Raw genomic sequence first — 17,686 nt, forward strand, 5'->3', positions numbered from 1 at the left:
CCATATTGAGGAAGGCTTGGGGTTGGTAGGTCTGGCTCATCGGTCACACGACGTGACCATGACCCAACCAAAGACCTAAACCCAAAGGATTATTTCAATGAGCCCTTCGATCACCAAGACCCTTCGCACCGCCGCCACGGCCGCTGTCCTTGCCGTTGCAACCCTTGCCGCCAATGCTCAGTCGTTTGATGCCGGATACATCCAGACGCTGGATGTGACCTCCACCCGGGGCGGCAGCCAGATGCACCAGATCTTCAACGAAGGCACGACGGGCAACCAGGCGATTACGCACCTCTGCCTCGCCAATTATGGCAACGTCACGCGCGCCTTCACCCATACAGCGCCCGGCATCAATGCGCTGGTGGCGCAGCCCGGCAGCCAAAGCTGTGCCAACTTCCAGGCCAACAGCCGGGTCGTCTTCGGGATGGTGGACGGCAACCAGCCCGCCCAGGCGAGCCGTGGGATGGGTATGAACATGAGCGCCTTTGCCGGCGGGACCGTCAGCTTCATCTGGCAGTAAACAGCCTTCATCGCTTGGAAAGGCGGCGCCATCGATCGGCAGGCCCAACCGGGCGCGCCGATTGGTGGCTTTACCGCGTGGGCAGCTTTGCATTGCTCGCCCACGGGCCTCTGTGTTTGTCTGATGCCACCGCCAGGGAGACGCCATTGACCGACCAGGACCTGATCGCGCTGCGCCGCGCGCTGCACCAATCGCCTGAGCTTGGCTTTGCCGAGCACGCGACCAAGGCAAAGATCGCTGATCTGTTGCGGGGGTTCGGTCTGGACGTGCACGAAGGCGTGGGGGTCGTCGGCGTGTTGAAACGCGGGACCGGCAACCGCGCTATCGGGCTGCGGGCGGACATGGACGCCTTGCCGATCCAGGAGACCAGCACGCACGATTATGCCTCCAGCGCCCCTGGCGTGATGCATGCCTGCGGTCACGACGGCCATATGGCAATGCTGCTGGGGGCTGCCGCTGACTTGGCGCGAAGCGGCGATTTTGACGGAACCATAGTGTTCCTGTTCCAACCGAATGAAGAGCACGGGCTTGGCGCGCGGGCGATGATAGACGAAGGCGTGCTAGAGCGGTTTCCGGTAGAAGAAGTCTACGCCATCCATAACCTGCCCGGCGCGCCTGTGGGCCAGGTCTCGACCCGCGTGGGACAGATCTGCGCCAGCGAGAGCCTGTTCGAGATTGAGATCAGCGGCCAGGGCGGCCATGCCTCCATGCCCCATGTCGGACGCGACGCGATCACCGTGGGGGCCGAGATCGTGCAGGCGTTGCAAACCATCGTGTCACGCAAATTGGCCCCCGGCTCGGGCGCGGTCGTGTCGGTGACCGAGTTTGTCACCGATGGTCAGCGCAACGTGCTGCCGGGGACAGCAACCCTGAAAGGCGACGTGCGGGCACGGGTGCCTGAGGATCGCGAAGCAATCGCGCGGATGATGGCGCAAATCACCCAAGGCATCGGCGCGGCCCACGGTGTGACGGTGACAATGAGCTTCACCACCGAGTTCATGGAAACGATCAACGCGCCGGGTCCCACGCAAGCCGTTATCAAGGCTGCCCGCGCCCAGGCGTTAGAGATCATCGACGCCTGCGAGCCGATGAGCTTTTCCGAGGATTTCGCCCATTTCAACGCCATGGTGCCGGGGTGTTTTCTGCTGCTCGGCAATGGCACGAACGGCGCCCATGGGCAGCCGCTTCATGCGTCAGACTACGACTTCAATGACGCGCTTCTTCCCATTGGTCGGAAGTTCTGGGCTCAGCTAGCGCGCGACCGTTTGCCTGTCGCCGACTAGGCGCTGGCTAGGGCGACGGCGCGCTTTCCTGCACACACCCCCGAACCCAATCCCCAAATGCGCGGGCAGCGGGCGACGGTTGGGTGACCGCCAAATGATAGCCCTGGGCGCTTGGGATTGACGTGCCGTGAACGCGGACAAGAGAGCCGTCCTTGAGGGCACCCGCGGCCAGAAGCGACGACGTCAGGGCGACGCCTGCCCCGCCCATCGCCAGATCCAGCGCCGCCCCATGGGAATCCACGAACAATGAAGGCTCGGGCAGCTTGGTGACGCCGCTGACCTTCGCCCAATCGCGCCACCCCTCTGCCATGCCCACCGCTTCGATCAGGGGATAGGTTTGCAACGGCTTGACCAGGGGGGCCGCCGCGACCACGATCAAGGTGTCCGGGCCAAGGCGATCCGCCCCACGGCCCACCTGCTTGTCGGACCCAAATCGAACCTCGACGTCCGCCAAAGCCGCCTTGAACTCATCGGGCCAGATCGTGCCCAGAAGCCGGATGCGCAGATCCGGGCGCAGCGCTGTGAATTCGGCCAGACGCGGGGCGATGATCCACCGCACCACGCTGACGGAGGCCGCGACGGTCAGAAGGCCTGCGGTCGGAACGGTTTCAAACTCCGCCGTGGCCGTGGCCAATTGATCCAAGGACGCGCTGACCTTGGGCATCAGCTTGCGCCCGTCATCGGTCAGCACAAGCCCCCGGGGCTTGCGCACGAACAGCGCGACGCCCAGGCGCAGCTCCAGCGATCTGACCTGTTGGCTGATGGCCGATTGCGTAAGGCCCAACTCATCCGCGGCGGCGGTGAAGCTGAGGGTTCGGGCAGAGGCCTCAAACGACCGGAACCAGGTGAGGGGCGGCAGCGCACGGGCCATATGAGCAATCCTGACATTAGTGTTGTTAATGGCAATGGCGTGCAATTGCTCGTTTGTCAAAGGCCCCGTCAGGCGGGACCTTGGCGGCGGGAGGAGCCGTTCGTGCAACCAGAGATTCGCAAGATCGTCACCTATGATGAAGAGGTCCTGATTGAAGGATTCCGCAAGGCCGACACGCCTTGGCGCCTGTTCGCCGTGGCCGCCGTTGTGCGGAACCCCTGGGCGGGGCGCTTCGTGGAAGATCTGAAGCCCGAGATCATGGCCTATGGTCCTGTGCTTGGGGAGATGATGACGGGTCGGATGATCGCCCTGGCGGGCAGCGGCGGAGCGATTGAGGCCTACGGAAAGGCCGCTGTCGTCGGCGTGGATGGAGAGGTGGAGCATGCCTCTGGCCTGATCCACACGCTGCGGTTCGGCAACTTCTACCGCGAGGCCGTCGGCGCGAAATCCTACCTTGCCTTCACCAACACGCGCGGCGGGCCGAATGCGCCGATCATGGTGCCATTGATGGATAAGAACGACGCCGGGCGGCGGTCGCACTACCTGACGATCCAGTTTGCCATCCCCGACGCCCCGCGTGCCGATGAGATCGTGGTGGTCCTGGGCGCGGCCACCTCTGGCCGCCCGCACCACCGCATCGGGGACCGTTACCAAGACCTGAAGGACCTGGGCCATGACCTGGACAACCCGGCCGCGGTCTGAGTTCGGCACGCTCCGTGCCGTGCGCGAAGGCACGGGACCCTGCGTGGTTCTGTTGCATGGCGTTGGCCTGCGGGCCGAGGCCTGGGGTGCCCAGATTGATGATCTGTCCCGCGACTTCGCCGTGATCGCCCCGGATATGGCGGGCGGCGCTGCCCTGGCGGATTATGTGGACCCATTGGCCGAAGCGCTGGAACAACCCGCCTGGGTTGTGGGCCACTCCATGGGCGCGCTCATGGCGCTGGACTTGGCGATAAGGTTTCCCGCCAAGGTCAGGGGCGTCGTCGCCCTGAATGCGATCTACCGGCGCTCACCTGAAGCGGCGCAAGCCGTGCAAGCGCGCGCCGCATCGCTTGACGGGAAGACCGTCCCGGACCCGGAACCGACCCTGCGTCGTTGGTTCCCGGACAAGGCATCACCTGAACGCACCGCTTGTGAAGAATGGCTGCGCGCCGCTGACCCGCGGACCTACCGCGATGCCTACACTGTCTTCGCCCATGAAGACGGGCCCGAGGCGCTTCCCACGCTTTCCTGCCAGGCCCTCTTCATGACCGGCGCGGCGGAGCCAAACTCCACCCCCGCCATGTCGCACGCCATGACCGCCGCCGCCCCGCAGGGCCGCGCCGTCATCATCGAGGGTGCCGCTCACATGATGCCGATGACCCACGCCACCGCCGTCAACGCCCACCTCCGCACCTTTTTCAGCCAAGGAGCTTGATCCATGGATTTCTCCCTCTTCGCGCATATGGAGCGCCTAACCCCGGACCAACCCCACGACATCTTGCGCGAGGATTTCCTGAACCTCGCCAAGTTGGCTGATGACGGCGGGATGCGCGCGATCTGGACTGGGGAGCATCACGGGATGGAGTTTACCATCGCCCCGAACCCGTTTCTGTCGATCCTTGATCTGGCCCATCACACCAAGAACGTTCGGCTGGGGACCGGGACGGTCGTGGCGCCTTTCTGGCACCCGATCAAGCTGGCCGGAGAGGCGGCGGCCACCGATCTGATGACCGGCGGGCGGCTGGAAATGGGGATCGCGCGGGGCGCCTACTCTTATGAATACGAGCGCCTGATGCCTGGTATGGACGCATGGGAGGCGGGTCAGCGGATGCGCGAGACGACGCCATTGCTGCGGCAACTCTGGAACGGGGATTGCGCCCATGAAGGCGAATTCTTCAGCTTTCCCGCCAGCACCTCTGCCCCCAAACCGGTGCAGGACGGCGGACCACCCATCTGGATCGCCGCGCGCGACCCCAACAGTTTCGAGTTTGCGATCGAGGGCGATTACAACGTTCAGGTCACGCCGCTCTGGCAAGGCATGGAAGAGATCGAGACGCTGATGACCCGTTTCAACACCGCCTGTGACGCGGCGGCGAAGCGGCCCAAAGTCATGCTGCTGCACCATACGTATGTGGGCAGTGATGCGGGTGACGTCAGCCTCGCCGCCGAGGAGCTTAGCCGTTTCTACTGCTACTTCGGCGCCTGGTTTCAGAACAAGCGCCCGGTCCGTCAAGGTCTTATAGAAGAACTTACGGAGGATGAGATCAAGGCCAACCCGATGATGACGCCCGAGAACATGGCCCGTGACCTTACCATCGGCACCGCGCAAGAGGTCATTGACCAGATCAAGCGATATGAGGACCTTGGGTACGACGAATATTCGTTCTGGATCGACAGCGGCATGAGCGCGGAGCGCAAGCACGCGTCCTTGTCCCGGTTCATCGACGACGTCATGCCGGCATTCCAATAGGGGGTCCCGATGGATCATTTCCAACTTTACATCGACGGTGCCTTTTGTGAGGGCAGCGTCACCATGGAAACCCTGAATCCCGCAACGGGCGCGCCCTGGGCCACGTTCGCCTGCACCGCGCCGGACGATGTGAACCGCGCCGTGGCCGCTGCCGCCCGCGCGCTGGAGGATCCCGCGTGGCGCGATATGACCCAGACTGCGCGGGGGAAGTTTATCTCTAAACTGGCGGATCTGGTGGAGCGGGACGCGGTTGAGTTGGGACGGTTGGAGACGACCGATAGTGGCAAACTGCTGGCCGAGACCTCCAGCCAGACCGCCTATGTTGCCGACTACTATCGCTATTTTGCGGGGCTTGCCGACAAGATCGAAGGGGCCGTCCTGCCCATCGACAAGCCCGACATGCACGTCTTCACCACCCGCGAGCCCATTGGCGTCGTTGCCGCCATCGTGCCGTGGAACGCGCAGATGTTCCTGACGGCCACGAAGCTCGGTCCCGCGCTGGCGGCGGGATGCACGGTGGTCATCAAAGCCTCGGAAATCGCGCCCACACCGATGCTCGCCTTCGCACGGCTGATTGACGAGGCGGGCTTTCCGCCCGGCGTCGTGTCGATCATCACTGGCGATGCGGAAGGCTGCGCCATCCCGCTTACCCGGCACCCGCGCGTGGATCGGATCGCGTTCACCGGCGGCCCTGAGACCGCCCGCCATGTGGTGCGCAATTCAGCCGAAAACTTCGCGGTGACATCGCTGGAGTTGGGCGGAAAGTCCCCCATCCTCGTGTTCGATGACGCGGACCTCAGCAGCGCGGCGAACGGTCTGATCGCAGGAAATTTCGGCGCGTCGGGGCAGTCCTGCGTTGCGGGGTCTCGCGGGTTGGTGCATCGCCCCGTCTTGAATGAAGTTGCCACTCTTATAGAAGAACGCGCGAAAGGGATCGTCGTGGGGGACCCCCTCGATGCGGCGACCCATGTGGGGCCGCTGTGCACGCAGGCGCAGATCACCAAGATCGAGAGCACGTTGGCCGCCGCCACTGCCCAAGGCGCGACGGTCCGCTTCGGCGGCGCGCGTGTGGGTGACCACGGAAACTACATGGCCCCGACCCTCGTGGAATGCGTCGATGCGGACACCGAAACCCTGAAGGTCGAGATGTTCGGCCCGGTCATGTCGCTTCTGCCCTTCGACACGGAGGAAGAGGCGATCGCGCTGGCCAATGCCTCTGACTTTGGCCTCGGTTCGGGCATCTTCACCCAGAACGTGGCCCGCGCGCATCGCGTCTCGAAACGGCTGAAGGCAGGCATCTGCTGGGTCAACACCTACCGCGCGATCTCGCCCATTGCGCCGTTCGGGGGCTTCAATCAATCGGGCTACGGGCGAGAGGCCGGGATGGACTCGATCCTCGATTACACACGCACCAAGACGACGTGGATCAACACGTCGACAGACCCGATGGCCAACCCTTTCGTCATGCGCTGAGGCGCGCGCGAAGAAGCGCCACCGCCGTGTCGAACTGCGCAACGTTCTCCGTGGCCCGCGCCGCAAGCTGCGCGCCTTCTAGCAGTGCCAACGCCGCCGCAGCCTCGGCCTGTACGTCCTGGACGTTGGCGATGGAGCCATCCGTCTGACTTGAGGAGAACGCCGCCGCGAGCCAGTCAATGACCATCGCGCGGAAGGCCGCGAGGCTTTCTGGCAGATCATCGGGAAGGCTCTCGCGAGAGACGCTGAGTGCTACGCACAGACACAGGCTCTGCCCATCGTTCAGCGCAACGCGGTAGACGTTAAGCATGGCATGGACGCGGCTGCCGCCTGTTTCGCACTTGAGGTCGATCTGGCGGCAAGTACGCGCCATCTCGTCGTGATAGCGCGCGATCAGAGCGGACGCCAAGGCGGCCTTGGTGGGGAAGTGGTAGTGGATCGACGCCTTTCTGATCCCCACCTCTTGCGAGAGCACGGCGTAGCTGAAGCCGTCAAATCCCCGGGCGCGGGCTGCCCGCTCGGCCGAGTCCAAGATGGCGGTGCGCGTGCTTCCGGTCATTGCCCCTCCAACACGCGCAGCGCGGCTTCCGCCGCCTCTAACGCGCCCTCCAGGAACCCGCCAAACTGTGGCGCGGTTTCCGTCCCCGACAAGATTAATCGACCGTCCCAAAGCGACTGCACAGCGGGCGGGAGGCCATAGGCAGGATGTGCCATCAATGGGGCCGCGTCGGCGGGCGTGGCAGTGAAGGGATCTGCGGCCCAATCCTGGATGCGCAACGATGTGGGGGGCTCGCCCTCGAAGAGGCGGCTGAACTGTGCGCGCATGGCTATGCGCAGGGCCACCTCGTCCCGTCGCGCTGCAGGCGGGACGCCGATGAACCCGAAGAGCGCGCCATAGCTGGCATCCTCGGGCGAGGCATCGTGGACCTCGACCATTGGTCCCATACGGCTCATCGCGTCCCCCGACAGGCCCGCCTCCCGCCAGAATGGCGTGGGGTAGATGGCCACGGCCTTGGCCTGACCGGCCATCCACGTCGGCACGTCCGCCAGCGTGGCGCGGACCGCGTCTGGCAGCGGTGGGTTGAAGGCCAGGCTAGCTGCAATGCGCGGCGGCAAGGCGAGAGCCACTCGACGCGCAAGGATCGCGGGTCTGTCCGCGAACTCCACGCGCACGCCTTTTTCCTCGTACTGCATCCCCACGACGGCTGCCTTCAGGTGAACGCGCGCGGCAGGCAATTGCGCGGCCAGCGCGTCCGTCAGGGCCGCCATGCCCCCGGCGATCCGCCACGACCCCTCCATCGATGCGAACCCTCGGCCCCGCTGCACGGCGCCGTCTTGATCCTCAAACGTTAATGCGCCGGTGGCGAACTGGTCGAACCGACGCAGCCCGAGACGTTTGACCAACGCGGCCATGCGCGGCTGACCTGGCCAGAACCATGAGGGCCCCAGATCAACGGGGGCCGACAGGATCCGCCCGCCAACCCGGTTCCGGCCCTCAACCAGCAGGTAATCGTGCCCCGCCTTCTCCAGCGCCTCGGCCAGAGAAAGGCCACATAGGCCCGCACCAATGATCAGCGTGTCGGTCATACGGCGGGTGGCTTCGCGTGGGGCAGATGGCCGGTCTTCATCCAGACAACCGCGCCTTCTGCGCCCGCTTTCGCCCGCAATTCCATGTCTTCTGGCAACCGCAACCAGCCACCCACGCTCAGCATGTCTTCACTTTCAGTCAGGCTCCCATCCAGCACCAAAAGTTCGGCCCCGCCGATGGCCGGGTCCTCCAACGTCGTACCCGCGGACAGGCGGTGATAGGTGACTTCCTCAAACGCATCGCGGTGAAGCACCGCGTGGTCACCCTGCGCGGCCATGTCCAAGCGAAACTGGTTACGGTCCTCCATGTCGAACTGCCACAGCTTCACCAGGATCGTGCAGCCCGCCTCGGAGCCGGGCGTATGGGACGTTGTGGGCGGATTGCGCACATAGGTGCCCGTTGGATAATCGCCATGTTCATCCTGGAAGACGCCGTCGAGAACCACGAATTCTTCCCCGCCGGTATGGGTATGGGCAGAGAACTTGGACCCCGGCGCATAGCGCACGATAGAGGTCGCCCGCGCGACCTCCCCGCCGATGCGATCCAGCATCCGGCGGTCCACGCCGGGCATCGGAGAGGCGATCCAATCGAGCTGCTCCGAGTGTACGACCACCCGCTTTGAGAAATCAGCGTTCAGGTCCATGGCGATATCCCTTTTTTAGGTCACAGACATTCACCTACCATTAGGTAGGCAAATCTTCAATGCACGACTTTGCGTTGCGCTACTGATGGGACTGCCGCAAACAGGGCGCACAACTTGATGAGGGGGAAAACATGGCGGTGAAACGGTTGCTGACAGAGTTCGGCATGGGCAGTTCGCTCAGGCGGCAAGACTATACCCAGGCCGCAGAGCGGGCCGTGAAGGACGCGTTGTGGCACAATTCGATCAATCTGGCCGAGCTGTTCGGTAAGCAGAAGGAAGAGATGCAGATCACGGTGGAAGTCGGCGTGCAGAACCCCGACGCGCTGGATGCCGACAAGATCGCGGCGATCTTTCCCTATGGCCAGATCACCGTGGAGCCGCGCAAGGGCGGGCTTAACTTGCCGCGCAATGACGGCGGCAATCCGACGGTCATCGCCAATGTGGCGATCTCTGTTGCGCTGGATCTGGAGGCACCCGCATGAACGATCAACGTTTCATTATCGAAATGGGCATGGGTAACGACCAGTACGGCCAGGATTACACCAAGGCCGCCGCCCGCGCGATTGAGGATGCCATCCGCCATTCCGCCATCCTGATGTTCGAGGCCACAGGCCTTTCCCATGACCAGATGCGCGTGCAGGTCACCATCGGCGTGCAAGAGCCGGACCGCGTCGATTGCGCGGCGCTGGCCGAGAAACTGCCGCGCGGCAAGGCGACAGTGACCGCCGTGTTCGGCGGGTTGGACGTGACCAACCCGGATACCGGCAAAACATTGGTTATCGCTTCGGCAGCGGTAGAGGCCTTCCTGCCCCGCCTGGCTGGCTAGGCCTCCGTCAGGATCTTTACGAAGGCCCGGGCGGCGCTGGTGGCACTGTCGTCGGCGCGGCTCATCACGCCGACGGCGCCCGCGGTTTGTTCCAACAGCACGTCAAGCGCCACAAGCGTTCCGGCGTCCAGATCTGGCTGCACGACACCACGACTGATGAACCAGATGGTGTTGGGATCCTCCGCCAGGATCGCGCGCGCGACCGGGGCCGATGTCGTCTCGATCCGGGACGCAAACAGCGGCTGCCCCGCTGCAATCATGGCGCGGGCCACGAGGGGACGGATGGCAGAGTGTTGCGGCGGATAAAGCACGCGACATTGGGCCAGATCATCCAATGAAGTGATCCCGACAGCCGCGCTGTCGGGCGCGGCGACGACAATCACTGGCTCCGTATACAGCTGCCGAAATGTCAGGCCCACCATGCTGTCCGGGCGCCCCAACCGCCCGACAACCAGATCCAGCGCCCCGCTCCGCAAAAGCGCGGTCAGGTCGTGATGTTGGCCGTCCTGGACTTCCACCAAGGTGTCCGGCGCGCGGGCGGTGAAGCGCAGGACCGCGCGCGGCACCAGGGTGCCCGCAACACTCGGCAGCGCGCCGATGCGCAGACGGCCCGACAACTCTCCGCCCCCCTGCAGGCTGCGCAATCCGTGGCGCAGGGCGGCGGTGCTTTGCTCGGCGAATTGCAGAAAGACCTCTCCGGCGGGGGTGAGGCGCACCCCGGCTCGGCTGCGATCCATCAGGCGCGCGCCGGTGATGTCCTCCAGCTCTTTCAGGGTCTTGGATATCGCGGGCTGCGTCAGGTTCAACTGATCCGCCGCGCGTTTCAAACTGCCTGCCCGCGCGATGGCGCTAAAGGCGTCGAGGTGACGAAACTTGATCCTGCGGTCCATTACTTACCCAAATCGATAATTAAATAGCGTGATACTTCATTTTTAATTGCCATTCCAGTAGGGCAACATGGGCCAAACGGGAGGAAGCATGAAGACCCAAGTTGCGATCATTGGTGGCGGGCCGTCGGGACTGTTGTTGGCTCAACTGCTGCATACGCAGGGCATCGACAGCATCGTGCTGGAGCGCAAGACCAAGGAGTATGTCCTGGGGCGGATCCGCGCGGGTGTGTTGGAACAGGGGCTTGTCGGCTTGCTGGAACAGGCGGGCTGTGCGGACAGATTGCACGCGGAAGGCTTCATCCACGACGGCACATTGGTCGCCTATGGCGATCAGATGTTCCGCGTAGATTTTACAGAGCATGTCGGCAAACCGGTGGTCGTTTATGGCCAGACGGAAGTGACCCGGGACCTCTATGATGCGCGCGAGGCTGCAGGGGGCCAGATCGTCTACAACGTCGAGGATGTCGTGATCCACGACGCCAAAACCGATGCGCCCCATGTCACGTATTCCGTCGACGGCGAGGCACAGCGGATCGATTGCGATTTCGTGGCAGGGTGCGATGGGTTCCACGGGGTCAGCCGCAAGACCATCCCCGAGGACGCGCGCCAGGAATATGAGAAGATCTACCCCTTCGGCTGGCTTGGCATCCTGTCAGAAACGCCCCCCGTCAATCACGAGCTTATCTACGCCAACCACCCGCGCGGCTTCGCGCTCTGTTCCATGCGGAACGCGCAACTCAGCCGGTATTACATCCAGTGCAGCTTGGATGATCATCCGCGAAACTGGAGTGACGACGCGTTCTGGGCAGAGCTCAAGCGCCGCATCCCGCCGGATCAGGCGGACGCGCTGATCACAGGCCCCAGCATCGAAAAGTCCATCGCGCCTCTGCGGTCCTTTGTGACCGAGCCGATGCGTTGGGGGCGGCTGTTCCTCTGCGGTGATGCCGCTCACATCGTACCGCCCACGGGTGCCAAGGGGCTGAACACAGCGGCGTCAGACGTCCATTACTTGTTTGAGGGCTTGAAGGCCTACTACGCCAACGGGTCCGCGGAGGGTATTGATGCCTACTCCCAAAAGGCGCTGGCGCGGGTGTGGAAGGCGGAACGGTTCTCGTGGTGGTTCACCTCGATGATGCACCGGTTCCCGGATCAGACGGCGTTCGATTTGAAAATGCAGGTCGCCGATCTGGAGTTCCTGCGCGGGTCTGCCAGCGCCCAGAAAGCAATGGCCGAGAACTATGTCGGCCTGCCCTACTGATGGAGACGTCGAATGACTGAGCGATACGACACCGGCATGGCCACCCGCCGCGCGGTTCTGGGCGACGCCCATGTGGACCGGGCCGAGGCCGCGCGCACGCCGTTGGACGATCCGTTCCAGCAGATGATCACCGAAGGCGCCTGGGGCACGCTGTGGTCGGACGACACGATTTCCCGGCGCGACCGGTCTCTGCTGACCCTGGCACTTCTGGCGGCGACGGGGAACTTTGAGGAGATCCCGATGCATATCCGCGCCACGGCCAATACCGGGGCCAGCGCCGATGAGGTGATCCAGGCCTTCCTGCATGTAGCCGTTTACGCCGGCGTGCCCAAGGCCAACCACGCCATCAAGCTGGCAAAACAGACTTACGCCGAGATGGAGGAGACCCCATGACCCACCACGCCGCCCGCGATTTGTCTCGCCACCCCGCCGCTTTCACCGAGCGTTACCGAAGCTCGATCCTGCGTTCCCCTAAGCAAGAACTGATCGCGCTGCCTGATGGGCCCGCGGACCGCTTTGGTCCGACGTTTGGGCACGGGCGTATTGGCGCGTTGGATCATGACCTGATAAAGAACTTCGCCCAGGACGGCGCGCCGGTGGGCGAGCGTGTCATTATCCACGGGCGGGTGCTGGATGAGGCCGCCCGGCCCGTGCCCAACACGCTGGTAGAGGTTTGGCAGGCCAATGCCTCAGGCCGGTATCGGCACAAGAAAGATACGTTCATGGGCGCGATGGACCCGAACTTCGGCGGTTGCGGGCGGACGCTGACCGACGACAACGGCTATTATCGGTTCAACACCATCAAGCCCGGCGCTTACCCCTGGCCCAATGGCGGCAACAACTGGCGGCCTGCGCATATCCATTTCAGCATCTTTGGCGCCGCGTTCTGCCAGCGGCTTATTACGCAGCTGTATTTTGAAGGCGATCCCCTGATCCCAATCTGTGACATCCTGCAGACCGTCCCCCACCCCGGCGATATCGACATGTTGGTGGCCAAACTGGATATGGACACAACGGTCGCCTTTGACAGCGTGGCCTACAGCTTTGACATCGTGTTGCGCGGGCCCCGTTCGACCCCGTTTGAAAACCGGAAGGAGGGGAACTGATGGCTGATCTGAAAGAAAGCCCGTCGCAAACCGCAGGCCCCTATGTCCACATCGGGCTAGCGACGGAGGCCGCAGGGTTCACCACCTTCCCGGCATTCGGAACCGAGATTTTCGGCCCCGACGCCCTCGGCACGCGCATCCGTGTTGAGGGCCATGTCCTGGATGGCGAGGGCGCGCCGATGACCGACGCGTTGCTGGAGGTCTGGCAGGCCGATGCCGCTGGGGAATACGTGGCCGACGCGGGCTTTGGCCGTGTGGTGCCGAACTTCGAGACCGGGCAGTTCGCGTTCGACACGATCAAGCCCGGCGCCAGAGACGGCGCGCCGTGCCTGCACCTGTGGCTCGTGGCACGGGGGATCAACCTTGGCCTGCACTCTCGGCTCTACTTCAGCGACGAAGAGACCGCCAATGCAACCGATCCTGTGCTAAGCAAGCTTGACCCGGCCCGCCGCGCGACGCTTATCGCGGAACGTGACGGTGACACATACAAGCTCGACATTCGGGTGCAGGGCGACAACGAAATGGTGTTCTTTGATGTCTGAAAACAAGCCCTGCATCATCTGCGTGGCCATCACCGGATCGGTCCCGACAAAGGCCGCGAACCCCGCCGTGCCGATCACCGTCGCCGAGCAGGTGGAGTCCACCCACGCCGCGTTCGAGGCAGGCGCCGCCATCTGCCACGCCCATGTGCGAAATGATGATGAGACGCCATCCAGCGACCCTGAGAAATTCGCGCGCCTCAAGGAGGGCGTGGAAAAGCACTGCCCCGGGATGATCGTGCAGCTTTCCACCGGGGGGCGGTCTGGTGCAGGCCAGGAACGCGGCGGCATGCTGCCGCTGCGCCCCGATATGGCCTCGCTGTCGGTGGGCTCGAACAACTTTCCCACCCGGGTCTATGAGAACCCGCCTGACCTGGTCGATTGGCTGGCCGCCGAGATGCTGACCTACGACATCAAGCCCGAGATTGAGGCCTTCGACCTGAGCCACATTCATCACGCCGCCCTCATGCATCGGCGCGGGCAGTTGGCCGATCACCCCTATGTGCAGTTTGTCATGGGCGTGAAGAACGCCATGCCTGCGGATCGCGAGACGTTTGATTTCTACGTCGCTACGATGAAGCGTCTGCTGCCTGCGTCTGAGTGGTGCGCGGCTGGCGTTGGCCCCAATCAGGTGATCCTCAATGACTGGGCGATTGCCGCAGGTGGCCATGCCCGCACTGGATTGGAGGATAACGTGCGGTGGGATAAAACCACCCTTGCGCCGTCGAACGCTGCTCTGGTGGAGCGCACCGTTGAGATCTGCGGCAAGCACAAACGCCCCGTCGCCACGACCGCGCAAGCGAGGGAGATCCTGGGCCTGCGGGCATAAGTTGCCCACCCTCGCGTTGACAGGACGACATCCCCCGTGAATATGTCGCCCATGACCGAACAGTCCGAGAAAGAGCGCCAGATTGCCGCCGCTGCCCTGCGCGTGTTCTCTCGCTATGGGCTAAAACGGGCGACGATGAATGACATCGCCGAAGAAGCGGGCGTCGTCCGGCAGACCCTCTACAACGTTTTCGCCAACAAGGATGAAGTCATCCACGGCACGCTGCTATTCTACACCGCTGCCCTGCGCGAGAGCGTGCGCGACGCGTGGGCCGGGCAGGATGATCTGGCGACACGGCTGGATCTTTTATTCGAGCACTACGTCATCGCCTCCTGGGATGCCGTGCGTGCCACACCCGATGCGGGCGCGTTGGAAGAGGGCACCCATGCCGCCGCAAATAGCGCCATGGTGCACGCCGAAGCGGCCATGGTCGCGATGCTGGTGGAGTTGTTCGCACCCTATGAAGCGCAGCTGAAGCGAAACGGGCACGGGTTGCACGCGTTTGCGGAATACCTGTCGGCGACGCTCATGGCGCTCAAGCATCAGACCGGGGATCGGGACGCCCTGATCCGGCACCTTGGCACGTTGAAATCCATGACCTTGATGGCGGCGACTTAGTTTCTCATTTGGACAGACATTGACTATCTGTCCAATCTCACGGATAAAGGTGCCAACGCACTGCTAGGGAGCCTGATCATGCGACTGACCGTGAATGGAGAGGACCGAGAGGTCGATGTTTCCCCCGACATGCCGCTTCTGTGGGTTCTACGCGAAGAGCTGAACCTTCCCGGCACGCGCTATGGCTGCGGCGTGGCGCAATGCGGCGCTTGCACGGTGCATATTGATGGCCAGGCCGCGCGGTCGTGTCAGACGCGCATCGGCGATCTGGACGGCGCGCAGGTCACGACGGTCGAAGGGCTTGGCCAAGAAACCAGCCTGCACGCGGTGCAACAGGCTTGGGTAGAGCATCAGGTGGCACAATGCGGCTACTGCCAAAGTGGTCAGATCATGCAGGCGGCAGCGCTCTTGGACACAAACCCCAACCCCACCGACGAAGACATCGACTTCGTGATGTCCGGCAACCTCTGCCGCTGCGGCACCTATCCCCGCATTCGCGAGGCGATCCACGCCGCTGCCCGCGCGATGGAGGGTTGAGGGATGAGCAAGCTGAGAACCTTCACCCGTCGCGCGTTTTTTGTGGGCGCTGCCGCTGTTGCAGGGGGCGTGGCCTTTGGAACCTATCTGGTCGTGCGCAACCCGGAGAACCCGAATTTGCAGGACCTGACCGATGGCGCGGCCTCGTTCAACCCGTGGGTCCGCATCGATGCCTCGGGCATCACGCTGATCACGCCCCACGCCGATATCGGACAAGGGGTGGCCTCCATGCAGGCGGCCCTTATCGCGGAAGAGATGGACCTGGAGTGGGCGGATTTCGAGATTGACTTTGGTCGCCCTGCCCCCGCCTATTGGAACACCGCCATGGCGGGCGAAGGCGCGCCGGTTCTGCCTTGGGACAACAGCTTTGGGGCGCGGGCGATGCGTGCGTCAATGGGTAGTCTGATCAAGGTGCTGGGGATGCAGGGGACCGGGGGATCGACCTCCACCCCAGACAGCTACGTGAAACTGCGCGAAGCGGGTGCCATGGCGCGGGAGACGTTGAAGCTGGCGGCGTCACAGAGAACCGGTGTGGCGGTTGCAGACCTGACGACAGAGGGCGGCGCGGTGCATCTGCCTGACGGCACGTCGATTGCCTACACCGAACTGGCCGCCGAGGCCGCAGGCCTCGACCCGGTCCAAGGCACGCCCCTGCGCGATCCCGCAACCTGGCGGCTGGTTGGCAAGGATATGCCGCGCCTTGATATCATGGCCAAGTCAACGGGCGCACCGGTCTACAGCATCGATCTGGAACTACCCGGTATGGCGCGGGCCTCTGTGCGCATGAACCCCCGCAAGGGTGGCGCATTGAACGGGTTTGATGCCTCCGCCGCCGAGGGGATGCCGGGCGTGGAGCGCATTCTTGAAATCCCCGGCGGCGTCGCGGTCGTCGCGACGAACACCTGGTATGCGATCCAGGCGCTTGACGCGATTGAGTACGATTGGGGTGATGCCCCCTATGTGCCCGAGCAAGCCGACCATTGGGCCGTGCTGGAGGCCAGTTTCACCGAGGAAAATCTCGATAGCGAATGGCTCAACATCGGCGATGTGGAGGCTGAGACGCCCGGCGCGCAGGTGCTGGAGGCCGAATACCGCGTGCCCTATGTCGCGCACCAACCGCTGGAGCCGCTCAACGCAATCGTGCAGGTGGACGACGACGGCGTGCAGGTCTGGACCGGGCATCAGATGCCCCGGTTCCTGCAACAGCAAGTCGCCGCGATCACCGGCCATGACGCAGAGCAGGTGACGTTGCACAATCAATATTCAGGTGGCTCGTTCGGGCATCGGCTGGAGTTCGAACAGATCAAGCAAACCGTTGAAATCGCCATGCAAATGCGTGGCACGCCGGTGAAGATGACCTACAGTCGCGAAGAAGACTTCGCCCAGGATTTCCCCCGCCAGATCACCCTGGGACGCGCACGCGGCGCGGTGCAGGACGGTCGCGTCATCAGCTATGACACGCAGATTGCCTCGCCTTCTGTCATCCGCTCGCAAATGGGGCGGATGGGGCAGAGTGTGCCAGGCCCCGACAGCCAGATTGCCGCCGGGATCTGGCAGCAACCCTATGGGTTTGAGAACGTCCGCATGCGCGCCTACGCGGTGGAAGGGTTGTCGCCGGTCTCGTCCTGGCGCTCGGTCGGCGCATCGGCCAATGGATTCGTGGGCGAGGGTTTTCTGGATGAGTTGATCCACGCTGCCGGGGCCGACCCGCTGGAAGAGCGCATCCGGCTCTGCACCCTTGATGATATCAGTCGCGGCGTTCTGGAAGCGGTGGGCGAGATGTCAAACTGGGGCGAGGCCCTGCCCGAGGGCACCGGGCGCGGTGTCGCGCTTGTCCATGCCTTTGGCGTCCCCTGCGCCGAGGTGGTGGAGGTCACGATGACCGACGCGGGCATCCGGCTGAATAAGGTCTGGGTCGCCGCAGATGTGGGCCGCGTCGTGGACCCGGTCAATTTCGATAACCTCGTCAAAGGCGGCGTGATCTGGGGCCTCGGCCATGCGATCAACTCGGAAATCACCTACACCGATGGCGTGGCCGATCAGACCAATTTCCACGCCCACGAAGGGATGCGGATGCACCAGACGCCCGAGATCTTCGTGCGCGGCCTGGAAAACGGCCACGTGCGCGGGATCGGAGAACCCCCGGTTCCCCCTGCCGCTCCGGCTCTGGCGAACGCCATTTTTGCGGCCACCGGGCAGCGCATCCGCGAGATGCCGTTCTGGAACCACATTGATTTCGTGTAGGGGGCGCAG

At 63.7% G+C, this 17,686-nt stretch carries 21 protein-coding genes; 16 read left to right on the forward strand and 5 right to left on the reverse strand.

Annotation, left to right across the window (positions count from 1 at the left end):
- Window positions 1-97 precede the first annotated feature (97 nt).
- Window positions 98-520, forward strand: coding sequence for a hypothetical protein (locus AC6I9R_RS22020; RefSeq protein ID WP_461428631.1), 423 nt, complete (start codon window positions 98-100; stop codon window positions 518-520).
- Between the two features lie 146 nt (window positions 521-666).
- The gene (locus AC6I9R_RS22025; RefSeq protein ID WP_461428632.1) at window positions 667-1,803 is read left to right on the forward strand and encodes an amidohydrolase; all 1,137 of its coding nucleotides are present in this window, start codon (window positions 667-669) and stop codon (window positions 1,801-1,803) included.
- Between the two features lie 7 nt (window positions 1,804-1,810).
- On the opposite strand, the gene AC6I9R_RS22030 is transcribed toward AC6I9R_RS22025, so the two are convergent.
- Window positions 1,811-2,674, reverse strand: a complete 864-nt coding sequence (locus AC6I9R_RS22030; RefSeq protein WP_461428633.1) for a LysR family transcriptional regulator — start codon at window positions 2,672-2,674, stop codon at window positions 1,811-1,813.
- A gap of 102 nt (window positions 2,675-2,776) precedes the next feature.
- Here AC6I9R_RS22030 and AC6I9R_RS22035 point away from each other — a divergent pair, with 102 nt between their 5' ends.
- From AC6I9R_RS22035 to AC6I9R_RS22050, 4 genes are read left to right on the forward strand one after another with little or no spacing between them, the layout of a single operon-like run.
- On the forward strand, window positions 2,777-3,376 hold the full coding sequence (locus AC6I9R_RS22035) for an amino acid synthesis family protein (protein ID WP_461428634.1): 600 nt from the start codon (window positions 2,777-2,779) through the stop codon (window positions 3,374-3,376).
- On the forward strand, window positions 3,348-4,091 hold the full coding sequence (locus AC6I9R_RS22040; RefSeq protein ID WP_461428635.1) for an alpha/beta fold hydrolase: 744 nt from the start codon (window positions 3,348-3,350) through the stop codon (window positions 4,089-4,091). Before AC6I9R_RS22035 ends, AC6I9R_RS22040 begins: the two co-directional genes overlap by 29 nt.
- 3 nt (window positions 4,092-4,094) lie before the next feature.
- Window positions 4,095-5,126, forward strand: coding sequence for an LLM class flavin-dependent oxidoreductase (locus AC6I9R_RS22045; RefSeq protein ID WP_461428636.1), 1,032 nt, complete (start codon window positions 4,095-4,097; stop codon window positions 5,124-5,126).
- A 9-nt stretch (window positions 5,127-5,135) separates the two neighbouring features.
- Entirely contained in the window at window positions 5,136-6,599 is a 1,464-nt protein-coding gene (locus tag AC6I9R_RS22050; protein WP_461428637.1) for an aldehyde dehydrogenase, read from the forward strand.
- Here AC6I9R_RS22050 and AC6I9R_RS22055 read toward each other — a convergent pair.
- From AC6I9R_RS22055 to AC6I9R_RS22065, 3 genes are read right to left on the reverse strand one after another with little or no spacing between them, the layout of a single operon-like run.
- A complete protein-coding gene (locus AC6I9R_RS22055) occupies window positions 6,589-7,158 on the reverse strand; it encodes a TetR/AcrR family transcriptional regulator (protein ID WP_461428638.1) in 570 nt (189 codons plus the stop codon). The genes AC6I9R_RS22050 and AC6I9R_RS22055 overlap by 11 nt on opposite strands.
- The gene (locus AC6I9R_RS22060) at window positions 7,155-8,186 is read right to left on the reverse strand and encodes a flavin monoamine oxidase family protein (RefSeq protein ID WP_461428639.1); all 1,032 of its coding nucleotides are present in this window, start codon (window positions 8,184-8,186) and stop codon (window positions 7,155-7,157) included. The genes AC6I9R_RS22055 and AC6I9R_RS22060 overlap by 4 nt, the downstream gene beginning before the upstream one ends.
- The gene (locus AC6I9R_RS22065; RefSeq protein WP_461428640.1) at window positions 8,183-8,830 is read right to left on the reverse strand and encodes a cupin domain-containing protein; all 648 of its coding nucleotides are present in this window, start codon (window positions 8,828-8,830) and stop codon (window positions 8,183-8,185) included. Before AC6I9R_RS22065 ends, AC6I9R_RS22060 begins: the two co-directional genes overlap by 4 nt.
- Window positions 8,831-8,961: 131 nt before the next feature.
- Between AC6I9R_RS22065 and AC6I9R_RS22070 the strand changes: the two genes are divergently transcribed.
- Both AC6I9R_RS22070 and AC6I9R_RS22075 read left to right on the forward strand, forming a co-directional pair.
- Window positions 8,962-9,312: a Lin0512 family protein gene (locus tag AC6I9R_RS22070; RefSeq protein ID WP_461428641.1), complete on the forward strand. Its 351-nt coding sequence runs from the start codon at window positions 8,962-8,964 to the stop codon at window positions 9,310-9,312.
- On the forward strand, window positions 9,309-9,656 hold the full coding sequence (locus AC6I9R_RS22075) for a Lin0512 family protein (protein WP_461428642.1): 348 nt from the start codon (window positions 9,309-9,311) through the stop codon (window positions 9,654-9,656). The genes AC6I9R_RS22070 and AC6I9R_RS22075 overlap by 4 nt, the downstream gene beginning before the upstream one ends.
- Here the strand turns inward: AC6I9R_RS22075 and pcaQ are convergent.
- Window positions 9,653-10,546 carry a pca operon transcription factor PcaQ gene (pcaQ, locus tag AC6I9R_RS22080; RefSeq protein WP_461428643.1) on the reverse strand — a complete coding sequence of 298 codons (894 nt, stop codon included), beginning with the start codon at window positions 10,544-10,546 and terminating at the stop codon, window positions 9,653-9,655. The genes AC6I9R_RS22075 and pcaQ overlap by 4 nt on opposite strands.
- Before the next feature lie 88 nt (window positions 10,547-10,634).
- Here pcaQ and pobA point away from each other — a divergent pair, with 88 nt between their 5' ends.
- The 8 genes from pobA to AC6I9R_RS22120 all read left to right on the forward strand — a co-directional run bounded on the left by pobA (window position 10,635) and on the right by AC6I9R_RS22120 (window position 17,677).
- Window positions 10,635-11,804 carry a 4-hydroxybenzoate 3-monooxygenase gene (pobA, locus tag AC6I9R_RS22085; RefSeq protein WP_461428644.1) on the forward strand — a complete coding sequence of 390 codons (1,170 nt, stop codon included), beginning with the start codon at window positions 10,635-10,637 and terminating at the stop codon, window positions 11,802-11,804.
- 12 nt (window positions 11,805-11,816) lie between these two features.
- Window positions 11,817-12,197 carry a 4-carboxymuconolactone decarboxylase gene (gene pcaC, locus AC6I9R_RS22090; protein WP_461428645.1) on the forward strand — a complete coding sequence of 127 codons (381 nt, stop codon included), beginning with the start codon at window positions 11,817-11,819 and terminating at the stop codon, window positions 12,195-12,197.
- Window positions 12,194-12,910, forward strand: a complete 717-nt coding sequence (gene pcaH / locus AC6I9R_RS22095; protein ID WP_461428646.1) for a protocatechuate 3,4-dioxygenase subunit beta — start codon at window positions 12,194-12,196, stop codon at window positions 12,908-12,910. The genes pcaC and pcaH overlap by 4 nt, the downstream gene beginning before the upstream one ends.
- A complete protein-coding gene (gene pcaG / locus AC6I9R_RS22100) occupies window positions 12,910-13,452 on the forward strand; it encodes a protocatechuate 3,4-dioxygenase subunit alpha (RefSeq protein ID WP_461428647.1) in 543 nt (180 codons plus the stop codon). The genes pcaH and pcaG overlap by 1 nt, the downstream gene beginning before the upstream one ends.
- Complete coding sequence (locus tag AC6I9R_RS22105; RefSeq protein WP_461428648.1) at window positions 13,445-14,278, forward strand: 3-oxoadipate:acetyl-CoA acetyltransferase; 834 nt, start codon at window positions 13,445-13,447, stop codon at window positions 14,276-14,278. Before pcaG ends, AC6I9R_RS22105 begins: the two co-directional genes overlap by 8 nt.
- Window positions 14,279-14,329: 51 nt before the next feature.
- The gene (locus AC6I9R_RS22110; protein WP_461428649.1) at window positions 14,330-14,896 is read left to right on the forward strand and encodes a TetR/AcrR family transcriptional regulator; all 567 of its coding nucleotides are present in this window, start codon (window positions 14,330-14,332) and stop codon (window positions 14,894-14,896) included.
- A gap of 78 nt (window positions 14,897-14,974) precedes the next feature.
- Window positions 14,975-15,433: a (2Fe-2S)-binding protein gene (locus AC6I9R_RS22115; protein ID WP_461428650.1), complete on the forward strand. Its 459-nt coding sequence runs from the start codon at window positions 14,975-14,977 to the stop codon at window positions 15,431-15,433.
- Window positions 15,434-15,436: 3 nt separating this feature from the next.
- Window positions 15,437-17,677: a xanthine dehydrogenase family protein molybdopterin-binding subunit gene (locus tag AC6I9R_RS22120; protein ID WP_461428651.1), complete on the forward strand. Its 2,241-nt coding sequence runs from the start codon at window positions 15,437-15,439 to the stop codon at window positions 17,675-17,677.
- Window positions 17,678-17,686 lie beyond the last annotated feature (9 nt).

This window comes from Gymnodinialimonas sp., assembly GCF_059726805.1.

Coding starts and splice junctions, on each gene's coding strand:
- AC6I9R_RS22030 (WP_461428633.1), bottom strand. CDS start 2,674: ATGGCCCGTGCGCTGCCGCCCCTCACCTGGTTCCGGTCGTTTGAGGCC.
- AC6I9R_RS22070 (WP_461428641.1), top strand. CDS start 8,962: ATGGCGGTGAAACGGTTGCTGACAGAGTTCGGCATGGGCAGTTCGCTC.
- AC6I9R_RS22075 (WP_461428642.1), top strand. CDS start 9,309: ATGAACGATCAACGTTTCATTATCGAAATGGGCATGGGTAACGACCAG.
- AC6I9R_RS22120 (WP_461428651.1), top strand. CDS start 15,437: ATGAGCAAGCTGAGAACCTTCACCCGTCGCGCGTTTTTTGTGGGCGCT.
- AC6I9R_RS22055 (WP_461428638.1), bottom strand. CDS start 7,158: ATGACCGGAAGCACGCGCACCGCCATCTTGGACTCGGCCGAGCGGGCA.
- pobA (WP_461428644.1), top strand. CDS start 10,635: ATGAAGACCCAAGTTGCGATCATTGGTGGCGGGCCGTCGGGACTGTTG.
- AC6I9R_RS22060 (WP_461428639.1), bottom strand. CDS start 8,186: ATGACCGACACGCTGATCATTGGTGCGGGCCTATGTGGCCTTTCTCTG.
- pcaH (WP_461428646.1), top strand. CDS start 12,194: ATGACCCACCACGCCGCCCGCGATTTGTCTCGCCACCCCGCCGCTTTC.
- AC6I9R_RS22040 (WP_461428635.1), top strand. CDS start 3,348: ATGACCTGGACAACCCGGCCGCGGTCTGAGTTCGGCACGCTCCGTGCC.
- AC6I9R_RS22110 (WP_461428649.1), top strand. CDS start 14,330: ATGACCGAACAGTCCGAGAAAGAGCGCCAGATTGCCGCCGCTGCCCTG.
- pcaC (WP_461428645.1), top strand. CDS start 11,817: ATGACTGAGCGATACGACACCGGCATGGCCACCCGCCGCGCGGTTCTG.
- AC6I9R_RS22105 (WP_461428648.1), top strand. CDS start 13,445: ATGTCTGAAAACAAGCCCTGCATCATCTGCGTGGCCATCACCGGATCG.
- AC6I9R_RS22115 (WP_461428650.1), top strand. CDS start 14,975: ATGCGACTGACCGTGAATGGAGAGGACCGAGAGGTCGATGTTTCCCCC.
- pcaQ (WP_461428643.1), bottom strand. CDS start 10,546: ATGGACCGCAGGATCAAGTTTCGTCACCTCGACGCCTTTAGCGCCATC.
- pcaG (WP_461428647.1), top strand. CDS start 12,910: ATGGCTGATCTGAAAGAAAGCCCGTCGCAAACCGCAGGCCCCTATGTC.
- AC6I9R_RS22065 (WP_461428640.1), bottom strand. CDS start 8,830: ATGGACCTGAACGCTGATTTCTCAAAGCGGGTGGTCGTACACTCGGAG.
- AC6I9R_RS22045 (WP_461428636.1), top strand. CDS start 4,095: ATGGATTTCTCCCTCTTCGCGCATATGGAGCGCCTAACCCCGGACCAA.
- AC6I9R_RS22050 (WP_461428637.1), top strand. CDS start 5,136: ATGGATCATTTCCAACTTTACATCGACGGTGCCTTTTGTGAGGGCAGC.
- AC6I9R_RS22020 (WP_461428631.1), top strand. CDS start 98: ATGAGCCCTTCGATCACCAAGACCCTTCGCACCGCCGCCACGGCCGCT.